Annotated in this window: 15 protein-coding genes and 2 pseudogenes; 5 read left to right on the forward strand and 12 right to left on the reverse strand. The window is 66.2% G+C overall.

What is annotated here, in order from left to right; translation table 11 throughout:
• The first annotated feature begins 379 nt into the window (after positions 1-379).
• Together H3V53_RS18380 and H3V53_RS18385 are read left to right on the forward strand one after the other, a co-directional pair.
• Positions 380-544: a hypothetical protein gene (locus tag H3V53_RS18380; RefSeq protein WP_336599177.1), complete on the forward strand. Its 165-nt coding sequence runs from the start codon at positions 380-382 to the stop codon at positions 542-544.
• Between the two features lie 43 nt (positions 545-587).
• A pseudogene (locus H3V53_RS18385) lies at positions 588-2,230 on the forward strand (NRAMP family divalent metal transporter).
• 814 nt (positions 2,231-3,044) lie between these two features.
• On the opposite strand, the gene H3V53_RS18390 reads toward H3V53_RS18385, so the two are convergent.
• Both H3V53_RS18390 and H3V53_RS18395 read right to left on the reverse strand, forming a co-directional pair.
• A complete protein-coding gene (locus tag H3V53_RS18390; protein WP_054924576.1) occupies positions 3,045-3,788 on the reverse strand; it encodes a peptidoglycan DD-metalloendopeptidase family protein in 744 nt (247 codons plus the stop codon).
• A gap of 247 nt (positions 3,789-4,035) precedes the next feature.
• Positions 4,036-4,347, reverse strand: coding sequence for a cupin domain-containing protein (locus tag H3V53_RS18395; protein WP_054924577.1), 312 nt, complete (start codon positions 4,345-4,347; stop codon positions 4,036-4,038).
• Between the two features lie 239 nt (positions 4,348-4,586).
• Here H3V53_RS18395 and H3V53_RS18400 point away from each other — a divergent pair, with 239 nt between their 5' ends.
• Both H3V53_RS18400 and H3V53_RS18405 read left to right on the forward strand, forming a co-directional pair.
• Positions 4,587-4,907: a hypothetical protein gene (locus H3V53_RS18400; RefSeq protein ID WP_054924578.1), complete on the forward strand. Its 321-nt coding sequence runs from the start codon at positions 4,587-4,589 to the stop codon at positions 4,905-4,907.
• Between the two features lie 133 nt (positions 4,908-5,040).
• Positions 5,041-5,709, forward strand: a complete 669-nt coding sequence (locus H3V53_RS18405) for a DUF2968 domain-containing protein (RefSeq protein ID WP_336599178.1) — start codon at positions 5,041-5,043, stop codon at positions 5,707-5,709.
• Between the two features lie 201 nt (positions 5,710-5,910).
• On the opposite strand, the gene H3V53_RS18410 is transcribed toward H3V53_RS18405, so the two are convergent.
• The 9 genes and pseudogenes from H3V53_RS18410 to H3V53_RS18450 form a co-directional block, all read right to left on the reverse strand.
• The gene (locus tag H3V53_RS18410; protein WP_336599179.1) at positions 5,911-6,216 is read right to left on the reverse strand and encodes a DUF4148 domain-containing protein; all 306 of its coding nucleotides are present in this window, start codon (positions 6,214-6,216) and stop codon (positions 5,911-5,913) included.
• A 305-nt stretch (positions 6,217-6,521) separates the two neighbouring features.
• Entirely contained in the window at positions 6,522-7,931 is a 1,410-nt protein-coding gene (gene gndA / locus H3V53_RS18415; protein WP_054924581.1) for an NADP-dependent phosphogluconate dehydrogenase, read from the reverse strand.
• 293 nt (positions 7,932-8,224) lie between these two features.
• Complete coding sequence (locus H3V53_RS18420) at positions 8,225-8,839, reverse strand: DUF938 domain-containing protein (RefSeq protein ID WP_336599180.1); 615 nt, start codon at positions 8,837-8,839, stop codon at positions 8,225-8,227.
• Positions 8,840-9,051: 212 nt separating this feature from the next.
• Positions 9,052-9,897 (reverse strand): NAD-dependent protein deacetylase, encoded by an 846-nt coding sequence (locus H3V53_RS18425; protein ID WP_336599181.1) that lies wholly within the window; start codon positions 9,895-9,897, stop codon positions 9,052-9,054.
• Positions 9,898-9,957: 60 nt separating this feature from the next.
• The gene (locus H3V53_RS18430) at positions 9,958-10,194 is read right to left on the reverse strand and encodes an oxidoreductase-like domain-containing protein (protein ID WP_336599182.1); all 237 of its coding nucleotides are present in this window, start codon (positions 10,192-10,194) and stop codon (positions 9,958-9,960) included.
• 82 nt (positions 10,195-10,276) lie between these two features.
• Entirely contained in the window at positions 10,277-11,080 is an 804-nt protein-coding gene (locus tag H3V53_RS18435) for an SDR family oxidoreductase (RefSeq protein WP_336599183.1), read from the reverse strand.
• Positions 11,081-11,129: 49 nt separating this feature from the next.
• On the reverse strand, positions 11,130-12,029 hold the full coding sequence (locus tag H3V53_RS18440; protein ID WP_336599184.1) for a glutamate/aspartate ABC transporter substrate-binding protein: 900 nt from the start codon (positions 12,027-12,029) through the stop codon (positions 11,130-11,132).
• 42 nt (positions 12,030-12,071) lie between these two features.
• A pseudogene (locus tag H3V53_RS18445) lies at positions 12,072-13,323 on the reverse strand (D-amino acid dehydrogenase).
• A gap of 137 nt (positions 13,324-13,460) precedes the next feature.
• Positions 13,461-14,336: a LysR family transcriptional regulator gene (locus tag H3V53_RS18450; protein WP_336599185.1), complete on the reverse strand. Its 876-nt coding sequence runs from the start codon at positions 14,334-14,336 to the stop codon at positions 13,461-13,463.
• A gap of 294 nt (positions 14,337-14,630) precedes the next feature.
• On the opposite strand from H3V53_RS18450, the gene H3V53_RS18455 reads away from it, so the two are divergent.
• On the forward strand, positions 14,631-15,503 hold the full coding sequence (locus tag H3V53_RS18455; protein WP_336599186.1) for a polysaccharide deacetylase family protein: 873 nt from the start codon (positions 14,631-14,633) through the stop codon (positions 15,501-15,503).
• On the opposite strand, the gene H3V53_RS18460 is transcribed toward H3V53_RS18455, so the two are convergent.
• Complete coding sequence (locus H3V53_RS18460; RefSeq protein WP_336599187.1) at positions 15,500-15,751, reverse strand: GlsB/YeaQ/YmgE family stress response membrane protein; 252 nt, start codon at positions 15,749-15,751, stop codon at positions 15,500-15,502. The genes H3V53_RS18455 and H3V53_RS18460 overlap by 4 nt on opposite strands.
• Positions 15,752-15,840: the final 89 nt, after the last annotated feature.

Genomic DNA, 15,840 nt, shown 5'->3' on the forward strand with positions numbered 1-15,840 from the left:
TTCGCGCGTGATCGTTGCCGTGTGCGTATCGCTTGTGCGTATCGCAATCGGCTTGCGTTCGCCGCGGCGGCTGCGTGCGCGTGTGACGCAGGTGGCGTGTAGCGCCGCGTACGCCCGTCGCCGCGAACGTTCGATACCGTTTCGACAGCTGCCCTTCGCTGCGCCGGACTTCGCCACACCCGCGCCGTGCCCGACGCAACGAGCCGGCGCGATGCGTTTCATCGACGAACAGGGAGCCCGCCATGCCCGACAGTGACAGTCAGCCCATGTACCCAGAACGCCCCTTCATCACCTGAGGCAGGCAAGCCGACCGCTGTTCGATTCAATCGATTCTCCGGCGCCCGCCTCGCATGCACGAACCTTCGTGCCGGAGAACGACATGCATCTGCTGCTTCTTTCGCATCTGCCGCACACCCGCGACGCGCGCGCGCACTACGACGCGTTTCTCTCGCTGGAACATGAACAACGACGCCCCGCATTCGCGCGGCTCATGCACACGCTGGTTGGGATCGCCGCTCGCCTGAGCAAGCGGCCGGCGATCTGAAACGGAAATCATTCGACCTATATCCGTTCAAGGGAGAACAACAATGGCAACGCCACCACAAGCTCTACCGACGCGCAGCGCCGTCCTCGACGACGCGCACGTCGGCGATATTCGCGGCGCGCTCGGCACGATCGCGCATCACGACACGGCGCCCCGCAACAGCTGGGGCGCGCGGCTGCGCACGCTGCTCGCGATTGTCGGCCCCGGCCTCATCGTGATGGTCGGCGACAACGACGCGGGCGCCTTCGGCACCTACACGCAGGCAGGGCAGAACTACGGCACCACGCTGCTGTGGACGCTGCTGCTGCTCGTGCCCGTGCTGTACGTGAACCAGGAGATGGTCCTGCGGCTCGGCGCCGTGACGGGCGTCGGTCATGCGCGGCTGATCTTCGAGCGCTTCGGCAAGTTCTGGGGCGCGTTTTCCGTCATCGATCTGTTCATTCTCAACGCGCTCACCATCGTCACCGAGTTCATCGGCATTACTTTCGTGCTCGACTTCTTCGGCGTATCGAAAGTGGCGGGCGTCTGCATCGCCGCCGCATTGACGATGGCGGCCGTCAGCACGGGCGACTTCAAGCGCTTCGAGCGCTTCGCGATCGTGCTGTGCCTGATGAGCCTGCTGCTCGTGCCCGTGCTCGTGACGATCCATCCGCCCGTGTCGCAGATGGCCCATCACCTGCTGGTGCCGTCGTGGCCCGCGCACGCGAAGCTGTCGGATGTGATGCTGCTCGTGATCGGCATCGTCGGCACGACTGTCGCGCCGTGGCAGCTGTTCTTCCAGCAAAGCTACGTGATCGACAAGCGCATCACGCCGCGCTTCATGAAGTACGAAAAGGCGGACCTGTGGATCGGCATCGTGTTCGTGCTGATCGGCGCGATTGCGATGATCTCGTTCAGCGCGGCGCTGTTCGGCGGCAAGCCGGAGTTCGGCCAGTTCAGCGACGCGGGCGGCATCATCGCGGGCCTCGAAAAGTATGCGGGCCGCACGCCCGCCGTGCTGTTCGCCGTCGCGCTCATCGACGCGTGCATCATCGGCGCGGCGGCCGTGTCGCTGTCGACGGCCTATGCGATCGGCGACGTGTTCAAGATCCGTCATTCGCTGCATCGTGGCATCGCCGATGCGAAGGGCTTCTATCTCGTGTACTTCGGCATCGTCGCGGCGGCGGCGGGACTCGTGCTGCTGCCCGGCAGCCCGCTCGGCCTGCTGACGGAGGCCGTGCAGACGCTCGCGGGCGTGCTGCTGCCCAGCGCGACCGTGTTCCTGCTTCTGCTGTGCAACGATCGCGCGGTGCTTGGGCCGTGGGTCAACTCGAAGGGACTCAACCTGTTCACGGGCGCCGTCGTGTGGGCGCTGGTGCTGCTGTCGGTGGTGCTGACGGCTTCTGTCGTGTATCCCGACATCAGCGCACACGCGATCGTCGAAATTCTCGCGGGCGGCACGCTGCTCGCCGCAGTCGGCCTCGTCGCGATGACAGCGCTGCGCGCGCGCGCGGCGTCGAACCCATCGTGAGCGCATCCGCCGTCGGCAAGACCGAGCGCGCCACGTGGCGCACACCGCCGCTCGAAGAACTGCCCCGGCCCGTGATGACGCTCTCGCGGCGCATCTGGATGGGCGCGCTGCGCGGCTATCTGGTGGTCGCCGTCGGGCTTGTGATCGTGAAGGTCGTGCAGATGGCGCTGGCGTAACCCGAAGTTTCCAGCGTCGCTTTTCGAAAAAGCCTGATACCGCGCCGCTCAATGCTGTGACACAGTGTCGGCGGCCGGTCCGCGGTGCAGACATCTGCCGACGCAATGCGAAGCTGCCGCGCATGCATCGGCATCGCATTGCGGTTGATGGGACGCGGACTGGCCGCCTTTCCCACGTGATGCGAAGGCGGGCGAACCGGCACGCGCGGGCGCGAAGACGCGAGCCTGCGAACGGCCCGCCGCTCGCGTCCTGCGGGCGCATCACTGCAGGCGCGGGTCCGTCGGCTCGCTTCCGACGTGATACGGCATGATGGTCGGGCCGCCGTAGCCGCTCGTCTGCACGGGGGGGAATCGGTGGAATAGGCGGGACGGACACCTGCACGGGCGGCATGCCGGGCATTTTCGGCAACGTCACGTCAGGCTCCGGCGGACGGCTGATGGTCAGGATGCCGCCGCGCACGGACTGCGCCGTTTGACAGTCGATTTCTTCGACCTTGGGCAGGTCTTTCACAAGCAATGTGTTCATGATGCGTCTCCAGCAACGATAAGGGATGGCGAGCGCCGGCTGCGCTGCGCTCGTCCCGCATGCTGCACGCACCATGCCAATCGCGGCGCGGCCCGCTGCGGCGGGCGTTGCGTCGATATTGGAGAGGGCGACTGCTTGCTGCGGACCAACTGTCCGATACGCAGCTGTTGGATGTCCGATAGCGGCAGGCAGGCGCGCAAACCGCTCGGACCGCGCGCCCGCGCGTCGATGCGACGCAAACGCGCAAGGGCCGGCTTCGCGATTTTCAGCCGGACTGACGCGGCCGGTTCAGTGCGGCAGCCACGCCAGCGGATCGACGGGCTTGCCGTCCTTGCGCACTTCGAACTGGATGGACGGTACGCCGTTGCTGTCGACGCCCACTTCGCCCACGGGTTGCCCCTGCGCGACGGCATCGCCTTCCTGCACGAGCAGCCGGCTGTTCTGGCCGTAAGCGGTGATCAGCGTGTCGTCGTGCTTGATGATGACAAGCGGCCCATAGGCCTCGATGCCCGTGCCCGCATACACGACACGCCCCGCCGCCGCCGCTCTCACGGGGTCGCCCGTCCGGCCGCCGATCACGATCCCTTTGCTCTTGCCCGCTATGAACGGCTTGAGGATCGGTCCGCGCAGCGGCCACATCAGCACGCCCTGCGCAGCCGCGGGCGGCGCGCCGGGAACGGTCGTCGTGGCAGGCGCTGGCGTGGGCACGGGTGTGGCCTGCGCGTACGCGGGGGGCGCGACCCGCAGCACCTGCCCGGGCGCAACGGGCGACGACAGCGTGAGCCCGTTCCATGCCGCGATGTCCTGGGCGCGCTGGCCGAAAGCGCCCGCGACGCTTTGCAGCGTATCGCCCGGATTCACGCGATAAAAGCCAGCGGGGACGCCGTTGGCCGCCGCGCCGCCCGCCGTTCGATAGGTGGGCGCCGGCGCTTGCGTCGTGTCCCAGGGATACGTAGTGCACGCGCCGAGCATGCTCGCGACGGCGAGCGAGATCAAAGCCTGCGTGACGACGTATTGCCGTTTTACTGTCATTTTTGTGGCCCTCGACGCGGTTTGGGACAGCGGCCGATGCCGGCCGCCATCGTTCGAACGTGTAGCGGGATATGCAGTGCAAATATTATGCCTCCACGGCAGGGCGGGAAATGACGGCCGCCCGGGCGGGTGCATGCACGGGACGCCGACGCGGCATCCATGCCTTGCCGTTCCGACGCGACTGGCCGGCATGCGCGCCGGCCGTTCCTTCTGCAATCCCAATCAATTTCGCCCGACGGGCGAAATGTCAAACGCTGCCTTCCGATTCGATCACGAGAATGCGCGCCTCGCCGATCGGATGCGCGACGTGCTCGGTGCCGACCGACGCATGAAACACATCGCCCGTTTCCAGCACAGTCGAATGCTCGACGCCCGCCTCGCGATAGCGCATTTCGACACGCCCGTCGAGCACGGCAAAGACTTCTTCGCCGTCGTTGACGTGCCACTTGTACGGCTGGTCGGTCCAGTGCAGGCGGGTCGTGATGCCGTTCATGTTGGCGATGTCGAGCGCGCCCCACGGGCGCTCGGCGGTAAACGTGCTGCTGCGGACAATTTTCATGGCGATGCGCAATGTACGTTGCCGGACTGCCCATTATAGTGGCGCCGGACGTCGCGCACGTCGCTTGCTCACTACCCCGCAGACGTCCGCCGCATGCGGCTTGCGGGCCATTGCATCGCGGGAGTGCTCGCCTATACTGAAACCTGGCTGCCGTCAGACAAAAGGCGCGCAGCCCGCGCGCCCCTCAGCGGCGAGACGATTTGTTCGATATCAACAGTTCGCGCCAGCGAGGAGGTCTCATGAACAAAGCGTTGTTTCTTGCCGTGCAGCTGAATGTCGACGAGATGGCATCGTCGCGCTCGCTGGTCGAATTGCTGAATGCGCATCTCGTGTTTGCCGTCGACGTCGCCGAGGCCGCCGATGCCCTCGTGCAGCTGGCAAGCGTGCGCCGCCTGTCGAGCGGCGTGGAAGCGAGCGTCGAGATTCCCGCAGTCGCCGTCGAAGAGTTGCGGCAAGCGCTCGAAACGCTCAGCGAATACGACCAGTCATGGCTGCTCGCGCTGGAGCCGAGCAATGCGCTATTCGACGATATATCGCGCGCACAACGCACCTTGCATTGATGCGCGCGCAACCCTGAAGTGGTCAGGCTTCCCGGCCGCCTACCGAGGATTGATCGTGAAAAGTCTTCTGAACATGCGTCGAGCTGCCCTCAGCAACGGCGCTGCAGCCCATCGTCATTTTCCGCAAACCGATATGCATGCCGAATCCGCGCGTGCCGACCCGTTGCCCGCCGACGAAAGCGACGCGCCCGTTGCCATCGACGACCGGCCAGTGAACGTGCCGCCGCGCCCCGTGACGCCGCTGCATGCCGTGCCGCTCACGCCGTCGCAGGCGAACGGACGCACGGTGCAGATGGCGGAAGTCGCCGATGTCGAGCGCATGCTGGACGGCGCAGAGCTCACGTCGTTTCACGTATTTCGCACTTTTGATTATTCGGTGAAGCTGCTGTTTTACCCAAAAGAACTAAAGTACTACGTCGCGCTGCTGCAGGAAGACCGTCTATGGCGCGTCCTGACGACACCCGACATGAACACGGCCAGGCAGCTGTTCCATCACATGCAGGAACAGGCGGTGCGGCTTGCCGACGGCGAGACACGGCGCTTGCAGCTGCAGGCGCAGAACGAGCAGTTGAAGCGGCAGATCGCCGAGTCGGAAGCGCGGGCCGAGCGCCTGCGCGAAGGCTTGCAGCGCACGGCCGCACAGGACCAGGCGGTCACCAGCAAACAGCATCAGTTGCGCAAGGATCTCGCGCAGCTCGAAGCGCAACGCACGGCCGCGCAGGCACAATTGAACAAGATGCATCGGCAGCTGCATCAGCTGAACGTCGCGAGTAACGACACGATTCCGCATCTGCCGCGTTGAAGCGGCGCGTGCCAGTGCGGGCGGTGATGCGCGTCGCATGGCATCGGCTGCTTTATGCATGCACGCGTGCATGGGCGTCGCGAAACATCCATGCAAAAAACGCCGTCCCGGCAAAACCTGGGCGGCGTTTTTTTCACAGCTTGCGGCGGCCGGATCTCGCGGATTCCAGCCGCGCGCGTCAAGGCGCGCTTGCGCGTCGGCTTAGTTGCCGAAGAACACCGAACGCGGACCCTTTTCGTCAGCGAGCGCGCGGCCAGCTTGCGACGTGCCGTTCGTCTGCACGCCGTAGCCCGTGCCGTTCTGCGCACTGACGCGCGCTTCGGCGGCCTGGATGTTCTTCGGGTACTCCTGGCGATCCGACAGCGGATCATAGCCGGCCTTTTCCAGACGGACGAGATCGGCGCGAACTTCGGCGCGCGTCAACGGCTGCTGGTTCGATTGGGCAAACGATGCGACGGGCGCGGCAACAGCGGCAGCGAGAACGACTGCGGAAATCAGGGCTTTCATGGACCACCTCCGAGAACTTGTTTTTCGATTAGCGACGAACGTCGTGTCCGTCAGCGTTGATGCAAGTTTATGGAAAGCTGATACCTAGGGAAATCCCTTATTCGGTGAAACTATATTGCAATTTTTGAAATAATCGCCTTACTCACGGCGTGACGTTAATTTTAAGATCAAAAAATCGCAACACTGTGTCTCAAAAGGTATGCAGCCAAAGGCAAAAACGCCCCGGTGCCGCGCAGGCACCGGGGCGTTTTGCTAACTTCACGCAATGCGTCAGGCGAAAATTGCCTGACGCGAGCGCGGCGGGATCAGGACCAGTTCGCGTGGAAGCTGCCCGGCTTGTCGAGGCGCTCGAACGTATGCGCGCCGAAGAAATCGCGCTGCGCCTGCACCAGGTTTGCCGGCAAACGCGCCGAACGATAGCCGTCGAAATACGCGATCGCCGACGAGAACGCCGGCACGGGCACGCCCGCCGCCGTCGCGGCGATCACCACGTCGCGCAGCGCCGCCTGATAGTTCGCGGCGATGTCGCGGAAGTACGGATCAAGCAGCAGGTTGGCGATCTGCTTGTCCTTCGTGTAGGCGTCGGTGATCTTCTGCAGGAAGCGGGCGCGGATGATGCAGCCCGCGCGGAAAATCTTCGCGATCGTGCCGTAGTCGAGGTCCCACTTGTATTCGTCCGACGCCGCGCGCAGTTGCGCGAAGCCCTGGGCGTACGAAATCACCTTGCTGAAGTAAAGCGCGCGGCGCACGGCTTCGATGAACGCGGTGCGGTCGCCCGCAAACGGCTTGGCAGCCGGACCTTCGAGCACCTTGCTCGCCGCGACGCGCTGGTCCTTCAACGACGACAGCACGCGCGCGAACACGGCTTCCGTGATCAGCGGCAGCGGCGCGCCGAGATCGAGCGCGTTCTGGCTCGTCCACTTGCCCGTGCCCTTCTGCGCGGCGCGGTCCATGATCACGTCGACGAGATCCTTGCCCGTTTCTTCGTCCTTCTTGTCGAAGATCTTCGACGTGATTTCGATCAGGTAGCTGTCCAGTTCGCCTTTGTTCCATTCGGTGTAGACGGCGCCCAGTTCCTGGTTCGACAGGCCGAGCACCTGCTTGAGCACCGCGTAGCTTTCGGCGATCAGCTGCATGTCGCCGTATTCGATGCCGTTGTGCACCATCTTCACGAAGTGGCCCGCGCCGTCCGGGCCCATGTACGCGACGCACGGCTCGCCGTCGGGCGCCTTCGCGGCAATTTCGGTGAGGATCGGCGCGACGAGGTCGTACGCTTCGCGCTGGCCGCCCGGCATGATCGACGGTCCCTTGAGCGCGCCTTCTTCGCCGCCCGACACGCCCGTGCCGATGAAATGCAGGCCCGACTTCGCGAGTTCCTGGTTGCGGCGGATGGTGTCGGTGAAATGCGTGTTGCCGCCGTCGATCAGAATGTCGCCCTTCTCCAGCAGCGGCCGCAGCGCGGCAATCGTCGCGTCGGTGCCTTCACCCGCCTTCACCATCATCAGGATGCGGCGCGGCTTTTCGAGCGAATCGACGAACTCTTCCAGCGTATAGGTCGGAACCAGCTTACGGTCGGGAAATTCCGCGATCAGTTCGTCGGTTTTCTCGCGGGTACGGTTGAACACGGACACCGCGTGACCGCGGCTTTCGATGTTCAGCGCCAGATTGCGGCCCATCACCGCCAGCCCCACTACGCCGATTGCCTGTTTGCCCATGTGAATTCTCCAGATTCCACCGCCACGCGGCGGTATGTCGTGAAGCCGCGCCAACCCTCATGGCGCGGCGTCGAGGATGAAAGAATAAAAGAAACGACGGGATGGCGCTTGCGTGCTCCCTGCCCCTCGCGTTCGTTCAGGCACGGACGATGCGTGCCGCTTTCGCCGCGCTTTCGTGACGGGATGCGTCCGTGCGCCGTGTCTAAAGCTTAGTCTGCAAAATGCATCGCGGGCGCGGCGCCAGGCTCGGCAGGCTCTCGAGCGCCGCGCAGAGGTCAGACCCGCCGCTGCCGCTAACGTTTCCGGAACACGACGCTGAAATTGTTGGCGGGCATCGCGACGGTCTCCTCGTGGTCCAAGCCGGCCGCGTCCGCGAGCGCCGCCACGTCCTCCAGGTCGCGCACGCCCCATGCGGGATCACGGCGCCTGAGCTGCTCGTCGAACGCGGCGTTGCTCGGCGCCGTGTGCGCGCCGCCGCGCCGGTACGGCCCGTACAGAAACAGCACACCGCCGGGAGGCAGCAGACGCCCTGCGCCGCCGATCAGCGCCTGCGCCGACGCCCACGGCGAGATATGAATCATGTTGATGCAGACGATGGCATCGGCGGACTCGATGCCCCACGACGCGTCGCGCACGTCGAGCGCGAGCGGCGCTCGCACGTTGGCAAGGCCGCTCGCCGCCGTCCATGCCGCCACCGACGCGCGCGCGGTTTCGTCGGGATCGCTCGGCTGCCAGACGAGCTGCGGCAGCGCCGCGGCGAAGTGGACCGCGTGCTGGCCCGTGCCGCTCGCGATTTCGAGCACGGTGCCCGTGGCGGGCAGCACACGTTCGAGCACGGCGAGAATCGGCTCGCGGTTGCGCTCGGCGGCGGGCGCATGCTGACGCATCGAGGAGTTTGGCGTGGTCATCGTTCAGTACCGGTGTGCTTGAGGTTCGCTTGAGGTTCGCTTGAGGTTCGCTTGAGGTTCGCTTGAGGTTCGGTTGAAATTCGCTTGCGTCCCGTTCGCGTCCGGCTTCATTCAGGCAAGCGCGCGATCATACGCGAATACGCGAGCGTGCCGAAGTCTCACCGACAATCACATCAGCCGATGCATCGCGCGAAGCCGGTGCGCGCGTGCCGTCAGCTCGCGGCAAGACTTGCCGCCAGCGCGGCGAGCGCATCGCCGCACGGCGCTTCCACTTTCAGCGACAGCAGCGGGTCGGCGCGCGTGCGCCCGAGATTGATCGCCGCGATTGGCTTGCCCATCTTCTGCGCCCATGCGCAAAAACGGTAGCCCGAGTACACCATCAGCGACGAGCCGACCACCAGCACGGCATCGGCGGCGTCGAGCGCGTGCGTCGCCGCCTCGACGCGGGCCTTCGGCACGTTTTCGCCGAAGAACACGACAGCGGGCTTCAGCAGCCCGCCGCAGTTCGGGCACGCGGGCACGCGAAACGCGCCGAGGTCATGCCATTCGAGATGCGCGTCGCCGTCGGCGGCGGGCTCGGCGATCACATCGAGCAGCGCGGGATTGTCATCGATCAGCACCTGCTGGATCGACGCGCGCGCGTGATGCGTGCCGCAGTCGAGACACGTCACTTCGCCGATGCTGCCATGCAGTTCGATCACGTCGCTGCTGCCCGCGCGCTGATGCAGACCGTCGACGTTCTGCGTGACGAGCGTGTCGACGTGCTCTGCGGCTTCGAGGCGCGCGAGCGCGCGATGCGCCGCGTTCGGCTCGGCCTTCGCGACGACGGGCCAGCCGACCGTGCTGCGCGCCCAATAGCGCTGGCGCGACGCAATGGAGCCGAGAAATTCCTGCAGCGTGATGGGCGGCGAGCGCTTCCACTCGCCGTTTTCGTCGCGATAGCCGGGGATGCCGGAATCGGTGCTGATGCCCGCGCCCGTCAGCACGAAAAGCCGCGGGTAGCGTTTGACGAAATCATGCAGCGCCGTGAGCGCATTCGGTTCGATCAGCGTGGACATGAGCTTCGAAAAGCATGGGTGACGCGGTGCTTCGATCTGCGTGAAAACGCTGCCGCGCGTTCAGGCGCGGCGCGTCTTGCGCGGCTTCGCATGAGGCGCGCGGGCCGCCGCGGCATGCCGCGCTTCCCATGCAGCCAACGCGGCGCGATACCGCGTCAGTTCGTCTTCGTACAGATCGAATACGCACGGATCGCAGCCGCTGTGGCAGCAATCGCCGGGATCGGGCGTCGGCGGCGGCGTGGGGCGCGGATCATCGCCGGCCTGCGCGCTGCCGCGCGTGGCCTCGTCTGCAGTCACTTGCGCTTCCAGTGGTTCGGGGAAGCGCCCAGTATAAGTCGACTGCGCGCGCCGCGCTGCGCGAACGCCGCACGGCAAGCGCTCAGCCGCGCCCGACGAACGGCATCTTGCTCGCCATGATGGTCATGAACTGCACGTTCGCCGACAGCGGCAGATTGGCCATGTGCAGCACGGCGTCGGCGACGTGTTCGACGTTCATCAGCGGTTCGACGGCGATCGTGCCGTTCGCTTGCGGCACGCCGCGCGCCATCCGCTCGGCCATTTCCGTTGCCGCATTGCCAATGTCGATCTGGCCGCACACGATGTCGTAAGGCCGCCCGTCGAGCGATACCGATTTGGTCAGCCCGGTGATGGCGTGCTTGGTCGCCGTGTACGCGATGCTGAACGGCCGCGGCGCGTGCGCGGAGATCGAGCCGTTGTTGATGATGCGGCCGCCCTGCGGCGTCTGCGTCTTCATCATGCCGAACGCCGCACGCGTGCACAGGAACACGCCCGTCAGATTCGTATCGACGACGGAACGCCAGTCGTCGAGTTCGATCTGGTCGATTTCAACCGGCGGCGCGTTGCGCCCCGCGTTGTTGAACAGCACGTCGAGGCGGCCGTAGCGCAGGCGGATTGCATCGAAGAGCGCCGCGACGCTCGCGGCATCCGTCACGTCGCAGGCGACGGCAAACGCGTCCTGGCCTTCGTCTTGTGCTTCTCTGGCGAGCGCGTCCAGGGGCGCTTGGCGGCGCCCCGTCAGCACCACGCTGTAGCCGTTGGCGAGCAGCTTGCGCGCCGTCGCGCGGCCAATGCCGCTGCCCGCGCCCGTCACCAGCGCCACTTTTTTTGCCGCCTGTCCTGCCGCCTGCCCTGCCGCGTTGCCTGCTTCGGATGTCTGCGTCACACCGTGTCTCCGGATCATGCTGCCCGCCACACGCGGCGACGCGAGCGCATCAATCGAGCGCGCGGTCGTTCGGCTTTGCGAACAGCTGTTTCATCTCCGCCGACAGTGGATAGTTCAGGTTGATGCCCTTCGGCGGAATCGGTTGCGTGAACCACTGCTGATAGAGATTCGCCGCTTCGCCCGAGGTTTGCAAGCGCGCGATCACGCCGTCGGCGAGTTTCTTGAAGCCGGGATCGTCCTTGCGGAACATGCAGCCATACACTTCGGACATCGGCGAGGTGCCCGTGATCAGATAGTCGTCCGCGTTCGCCTCTTTCGCCTTCGCGCCGTACAGCAGCGGATCATCCATCACGAACGCGACGGCGCGCCCCGTCTTCACGTTGAGAAACGACTCGGCGTGATCCTTCGCGCTGATCAGGCGCATGTTCATCGATTTCTCGGCGTTCATCTGACGCAGCAGCCGCTCCTCGGATGTGCCCGCCGTCGTCACGACCGTCTTGTTGGCGAGATCGCCGAAGTCTTTCACGCCCGAGTCCTTCTTCACGATCATGCGCACGCCGTACTGAAAGAAGCTGTTCGAAAACGCGACCTGATTGTCGCGCTCTTTCGTGTGCGTGGTCGAGCCGCATTCAATATCGATCGTGCCGTTCTGCACGAGAGGAATGCGGTTCTGCGACGTGATGGGAATCTCGCGCACCTTCAGATCGGGCAGGTTCAGTTCCTTCTTCACTTCGTCGACGATCTTCAGCGCGATGGCCTGCGAGTAGCCGATCACGTGCTGCTGCTCGTCGTAGTATGAAAACGGCACCGACGATTCGCGCACGCCCAATGAAATCGCCCCTGTTTCGCGGATCTTTTTCAGCGTCGGGCTTTCCTGCGCATGCGCGCCGCCGCTCGCGAGAGCCGATATGAACAGCGTGGCAAGCAAGGCATTCTTCGTCGTTTTCATGTCTTCTCCGGTTAGTTTGTTTTCGATGCTCGTGCAACGGGTTCAGCGGTCGTAGGCGTAGGCCGACACATCGACGGACGGCGTGCGGCCCGCGATCACGTCGGCGATCATCGCGCGCGCTGCCGCACGCGAGCGTGAAGCCGAGCGCGCCGTGGCCCGTGTTCAGCCACAGGTTGCGATACGGCGTTCGGCCGATCAGCGGCTTCGAATCGGGCGTGGCGGGACGGTGGCCGCACCACGTGCGCGCGCTCGCGTAGTCGCCGGCAGCGGGGAAAATTTCGCGCGCATGACGCGCAAGCAGCGCCACGCGCCCGGCGCGTTGCGCGTCCTTCAACCCGGCGATTTCGACCATGCCCGCAATCCGCAGACGCTCGCCCAGCGGCGCATAGACGACCTTGCGATGCAGGTCCGTCACGCTGACCCGCGGCGTGTGCCGCCCGTCCACGCCCGCGAGCGTCAGGCTGTAGCCCGTCAGCGGATAGACGGGCAGGCGCACGCCGAGGGCATCGAGCAGCGGCACGCTGCCGAGTCCGAGCGCGACGACGAACGCGTCTGCCTCGATATCGCCCTTCGACGATCGCGCCGCCATGATCCGCGCGCCGTCGCGCACGAGCGACCCGACGGGCGTGTCGTAGTGAAACGTCACGCGATAGCGCCGCTGCAGCGCGTCGGCGAGCGCGACGCCGAAACGGTGGCAATCGCCCGCTTCTTCCGACGGCGTATGAATGCCGCCCACCAGCAGCGGCTGCGCCTGCGCGAGCGCCGGTTCGAGCGCGACGCATTCGCCGGCGTCGAGCGCGCGCTGGTCCGAGCCCGCCGCGGCCAGCAGCGCCATCTTGCGCCGCGCGCGCTCGAACTCGTGCGGATCACGATAGACAACGAGCTTGCCGTTGCGCACGTAGTCGAACGCAATCGACTCGCGCTCGACGATCTCGTGCAGCGCCGCCTTGCTGAGCGCGCCGAGCGCCAGCAGTTCGAGCGCCGTCTGCCGCGCGCGCTCGCCGCGGCACGCGCGCAGGAACGCGATGCACCAGCGCCACTGCCGGGCGTCCAGACGCGGCACGAAGTGCAGCGGGGAGTCCCGCTGCAGCAGCCACGCGGGCAGCCTGGGCAGCACAGCCGGATCGGCGAGCGGCGCCACATAGCTGTAGCTCAGCTGTCCGCCGTTGGCGAAGCTCGCTTCGAGCGCCGCGCCGCTGCGGGCTTCGACGATCGTCACGTCATGGCCTTCGCGGGCCAGGCTCCAGGCCGTCGTCAGACCGACGACGCCCGCGCCGAGTACACACACGCGCATGAATCCCATCACCTTGCGATTGCATTGCCGGCAAGTGTCGCGCGCCGAAACGGGCGCGGCAAATGACCAGATGCGAGGCTGTATAACCTGGGGTTAAGGGCGACCGGCGAGGGCGACCGGCGAGGGCGATCGACTGGCTAGGCGAAGCGCCCGCGCAGCACGTCGACGAACGCGTTGCCCGCCTGCGAAGCCGTGCCGCCGTCGCGCCACACCGCGAACACGCCGATCGACAGCGGCGGCGCGACGGGCCGCACGCTCACCGCCTCCGCACCGCTTTTCGCCGTCAGCTCGTCGAGCAGCGCACGGCCGATGCCGCGCGCGGCGAGCGCCCGCGCAACGTGCCAGGTCTGCGCCTCGACGGCGGGCAGATGGCCGTCGAGGCCCAGCGCTTCGAACGCATTGCCGATCAGCTCGCCGAGCGGATCGACCTTGCCGATGCCGATCCAGTCGCCTGCGACGAATGATTCGAGCGCGAGCGGACCTTCGTCGCCGCGTTCGTCGCGCGGCCCGACGCACACGACGGGCGTACGCCCCAGTTCGACGGAAGCGATGCCAGGCCGCGCCGGCGGATTCAGCGCGACGCCGAGATCCAGTTCGCGCGTGAGCAGCGCGTTCAGCAGTTCGTCCGTGTGGCGCGTCTGGATTTTCAGCGACACGCGCGGGTAAGCCGCGCGAAACGCCTGCACGGCGGACGGAATCAGGCTCAGTCCAAGGCTCGGCAGACAGCCGATGCGCAAATGGCCCTCGGGCTGCAGCGCGAGATTGCGCGCGAGATCGCGGATGCTGTCGAGGTTCGCCTGCAGCTTCTGCGTTTCGGAGAACAGCAGCTCGGCTTCGCGCGTCGGCTGCAGGCGGCCGTGCACGCGGTTAAAGAGCGTCAGGCCGACGCTGCGTTCCGCGTGCGCGAGCACCTTGCTGACGGCGGGCTGCGACACGCACAACAGCTCGGCCGCTTTCGACAGCGAGCCGGTGCGCATGATCGCGTGGAAAACTTCGATATGGCGCAGACGCATGGCGCGGATGCAGACGGCGGTGGGTTGGAAAGGCAACAAGGATACTGGGTTTCGGCGCGGGCTTAGGCACCGGCTTAGGCACCGGCTTAGGCAACGGCTTAGGCAACGGCTTAGGCAACGGTTCAGGCAACGGTTCAGGCATGCAGATGCGGTGCGCAAGGCGCCATCGCCTTCCGGTGCGCCCGAATTCGGGTCGCGGCGCGCGCGAATGGTATCGTTCGCGTTTGGACGCATCACGAGCGCCCTGCCGGTTTCGTCCGAACGGACGGCGTCAGTGGGGCCGAACGCTTCAGCATGAATCAACCGAATCCGCCGCTGCCGCGCGCCGCCGACGCCGCCGCGCCCGCGCGCCGCTGGCCCCTGAAGGGCAACCCGCCAATGTTCAACGCCACCGTCGCGTGGCATGTCGCCATGTGCGTCGGCTGGCTCGTCGCGCCTTCGGGCTGGCCGTGGTGGCTCGCCGGCATTATCGCGAGCCACCTGATCGTCGTTGCGATCGGCCTGTGGCCACGCTCGTCGCTGCTGGGCCCGAACTGGACCCGCCTGCCCGACACGCGGCGCAACGCCGACGCCGTCGCGCTGACGATCGACGACGGCCCCGATCCCGACGTCACGCCGAAGGTGCTCGACCTGCTAGACGCGCACGGCGTGCGCGCGACCTTCTTCTGCATCGGCGCGCGGGCGCAGCGCCACCCGGCGCTGATGCGCGAGATCGTCGCGCGCGGGCACGCGGTCGAAAATCACTCGCAGGTCCACGTGCACACGTTCTCGGTCACGCTGCCGCGGGGACTGACACGCGAAATCGACGCCGCCCAGCACGCGCTCGAAGCGTTGACGGGCGAGCGCCCGATGTTCTTCCGCGCGCCGGCGGGACTGCGCAACGTGTTTCTCGAGCCAGTGCTGCAAAGACTCGACTTGCGCCTCGCCGCATGGACGCGGCGCGGCTTCGATACCCGCGAGCGCAATCCGCAGCGCGTGCTGGAACGGCTCGTCGATGGACTCGCCGCACGCGACATCCTGCTGGTGCACGACGCGAGCGCCGCCCGCGACGCAGCGGGCGAGCCCGTCGTGCTTGCCGTGCTGCCACGCCTGATCGAAACGGTGCGCTCGCGCGGCCTGCGCTTCGTGACGCTGCGCGAGGCGCGCGACGTCCCGGCGAACGGCTAGGCGCGCCGCCGGACCAGGTGATAGATCACGAGCAGCACGATCGCGCCGATCACGGACGCGATCCAGCCCGCCGGCTGTCCCGGCTGATACCACCCGAGCGCGCGTCCGACGTAGCCCGCCACCAGCGAGCCGGCAATGCCCAGAATGATCGTCATGATGAGACCCATGCTGTCGTCGCCCGGCTTCAGCGCGCGCGCAATCAGACCGACGACCAAGCCGACGATAATCGTGCCAATGAAAGAAAGCATGCAAACCTCCGATCGGAAGCGTTAGCACCACGCACGGTGTCCTCGTACAACCCGACTGTACCGCTTCGGGGCGCGCGCCATCGGACACC

It is taken from the genome of Paraburkholderia bengalensis (assembly GCF_037126505.1).
Taxonomy (GTDB): Bacteria; Pseudomonadota; Gammaproteobacteria; order Burkholderiales; family Burkholderiaceae; genus Paraburkholderia; species Paraburkholderia bengalensis.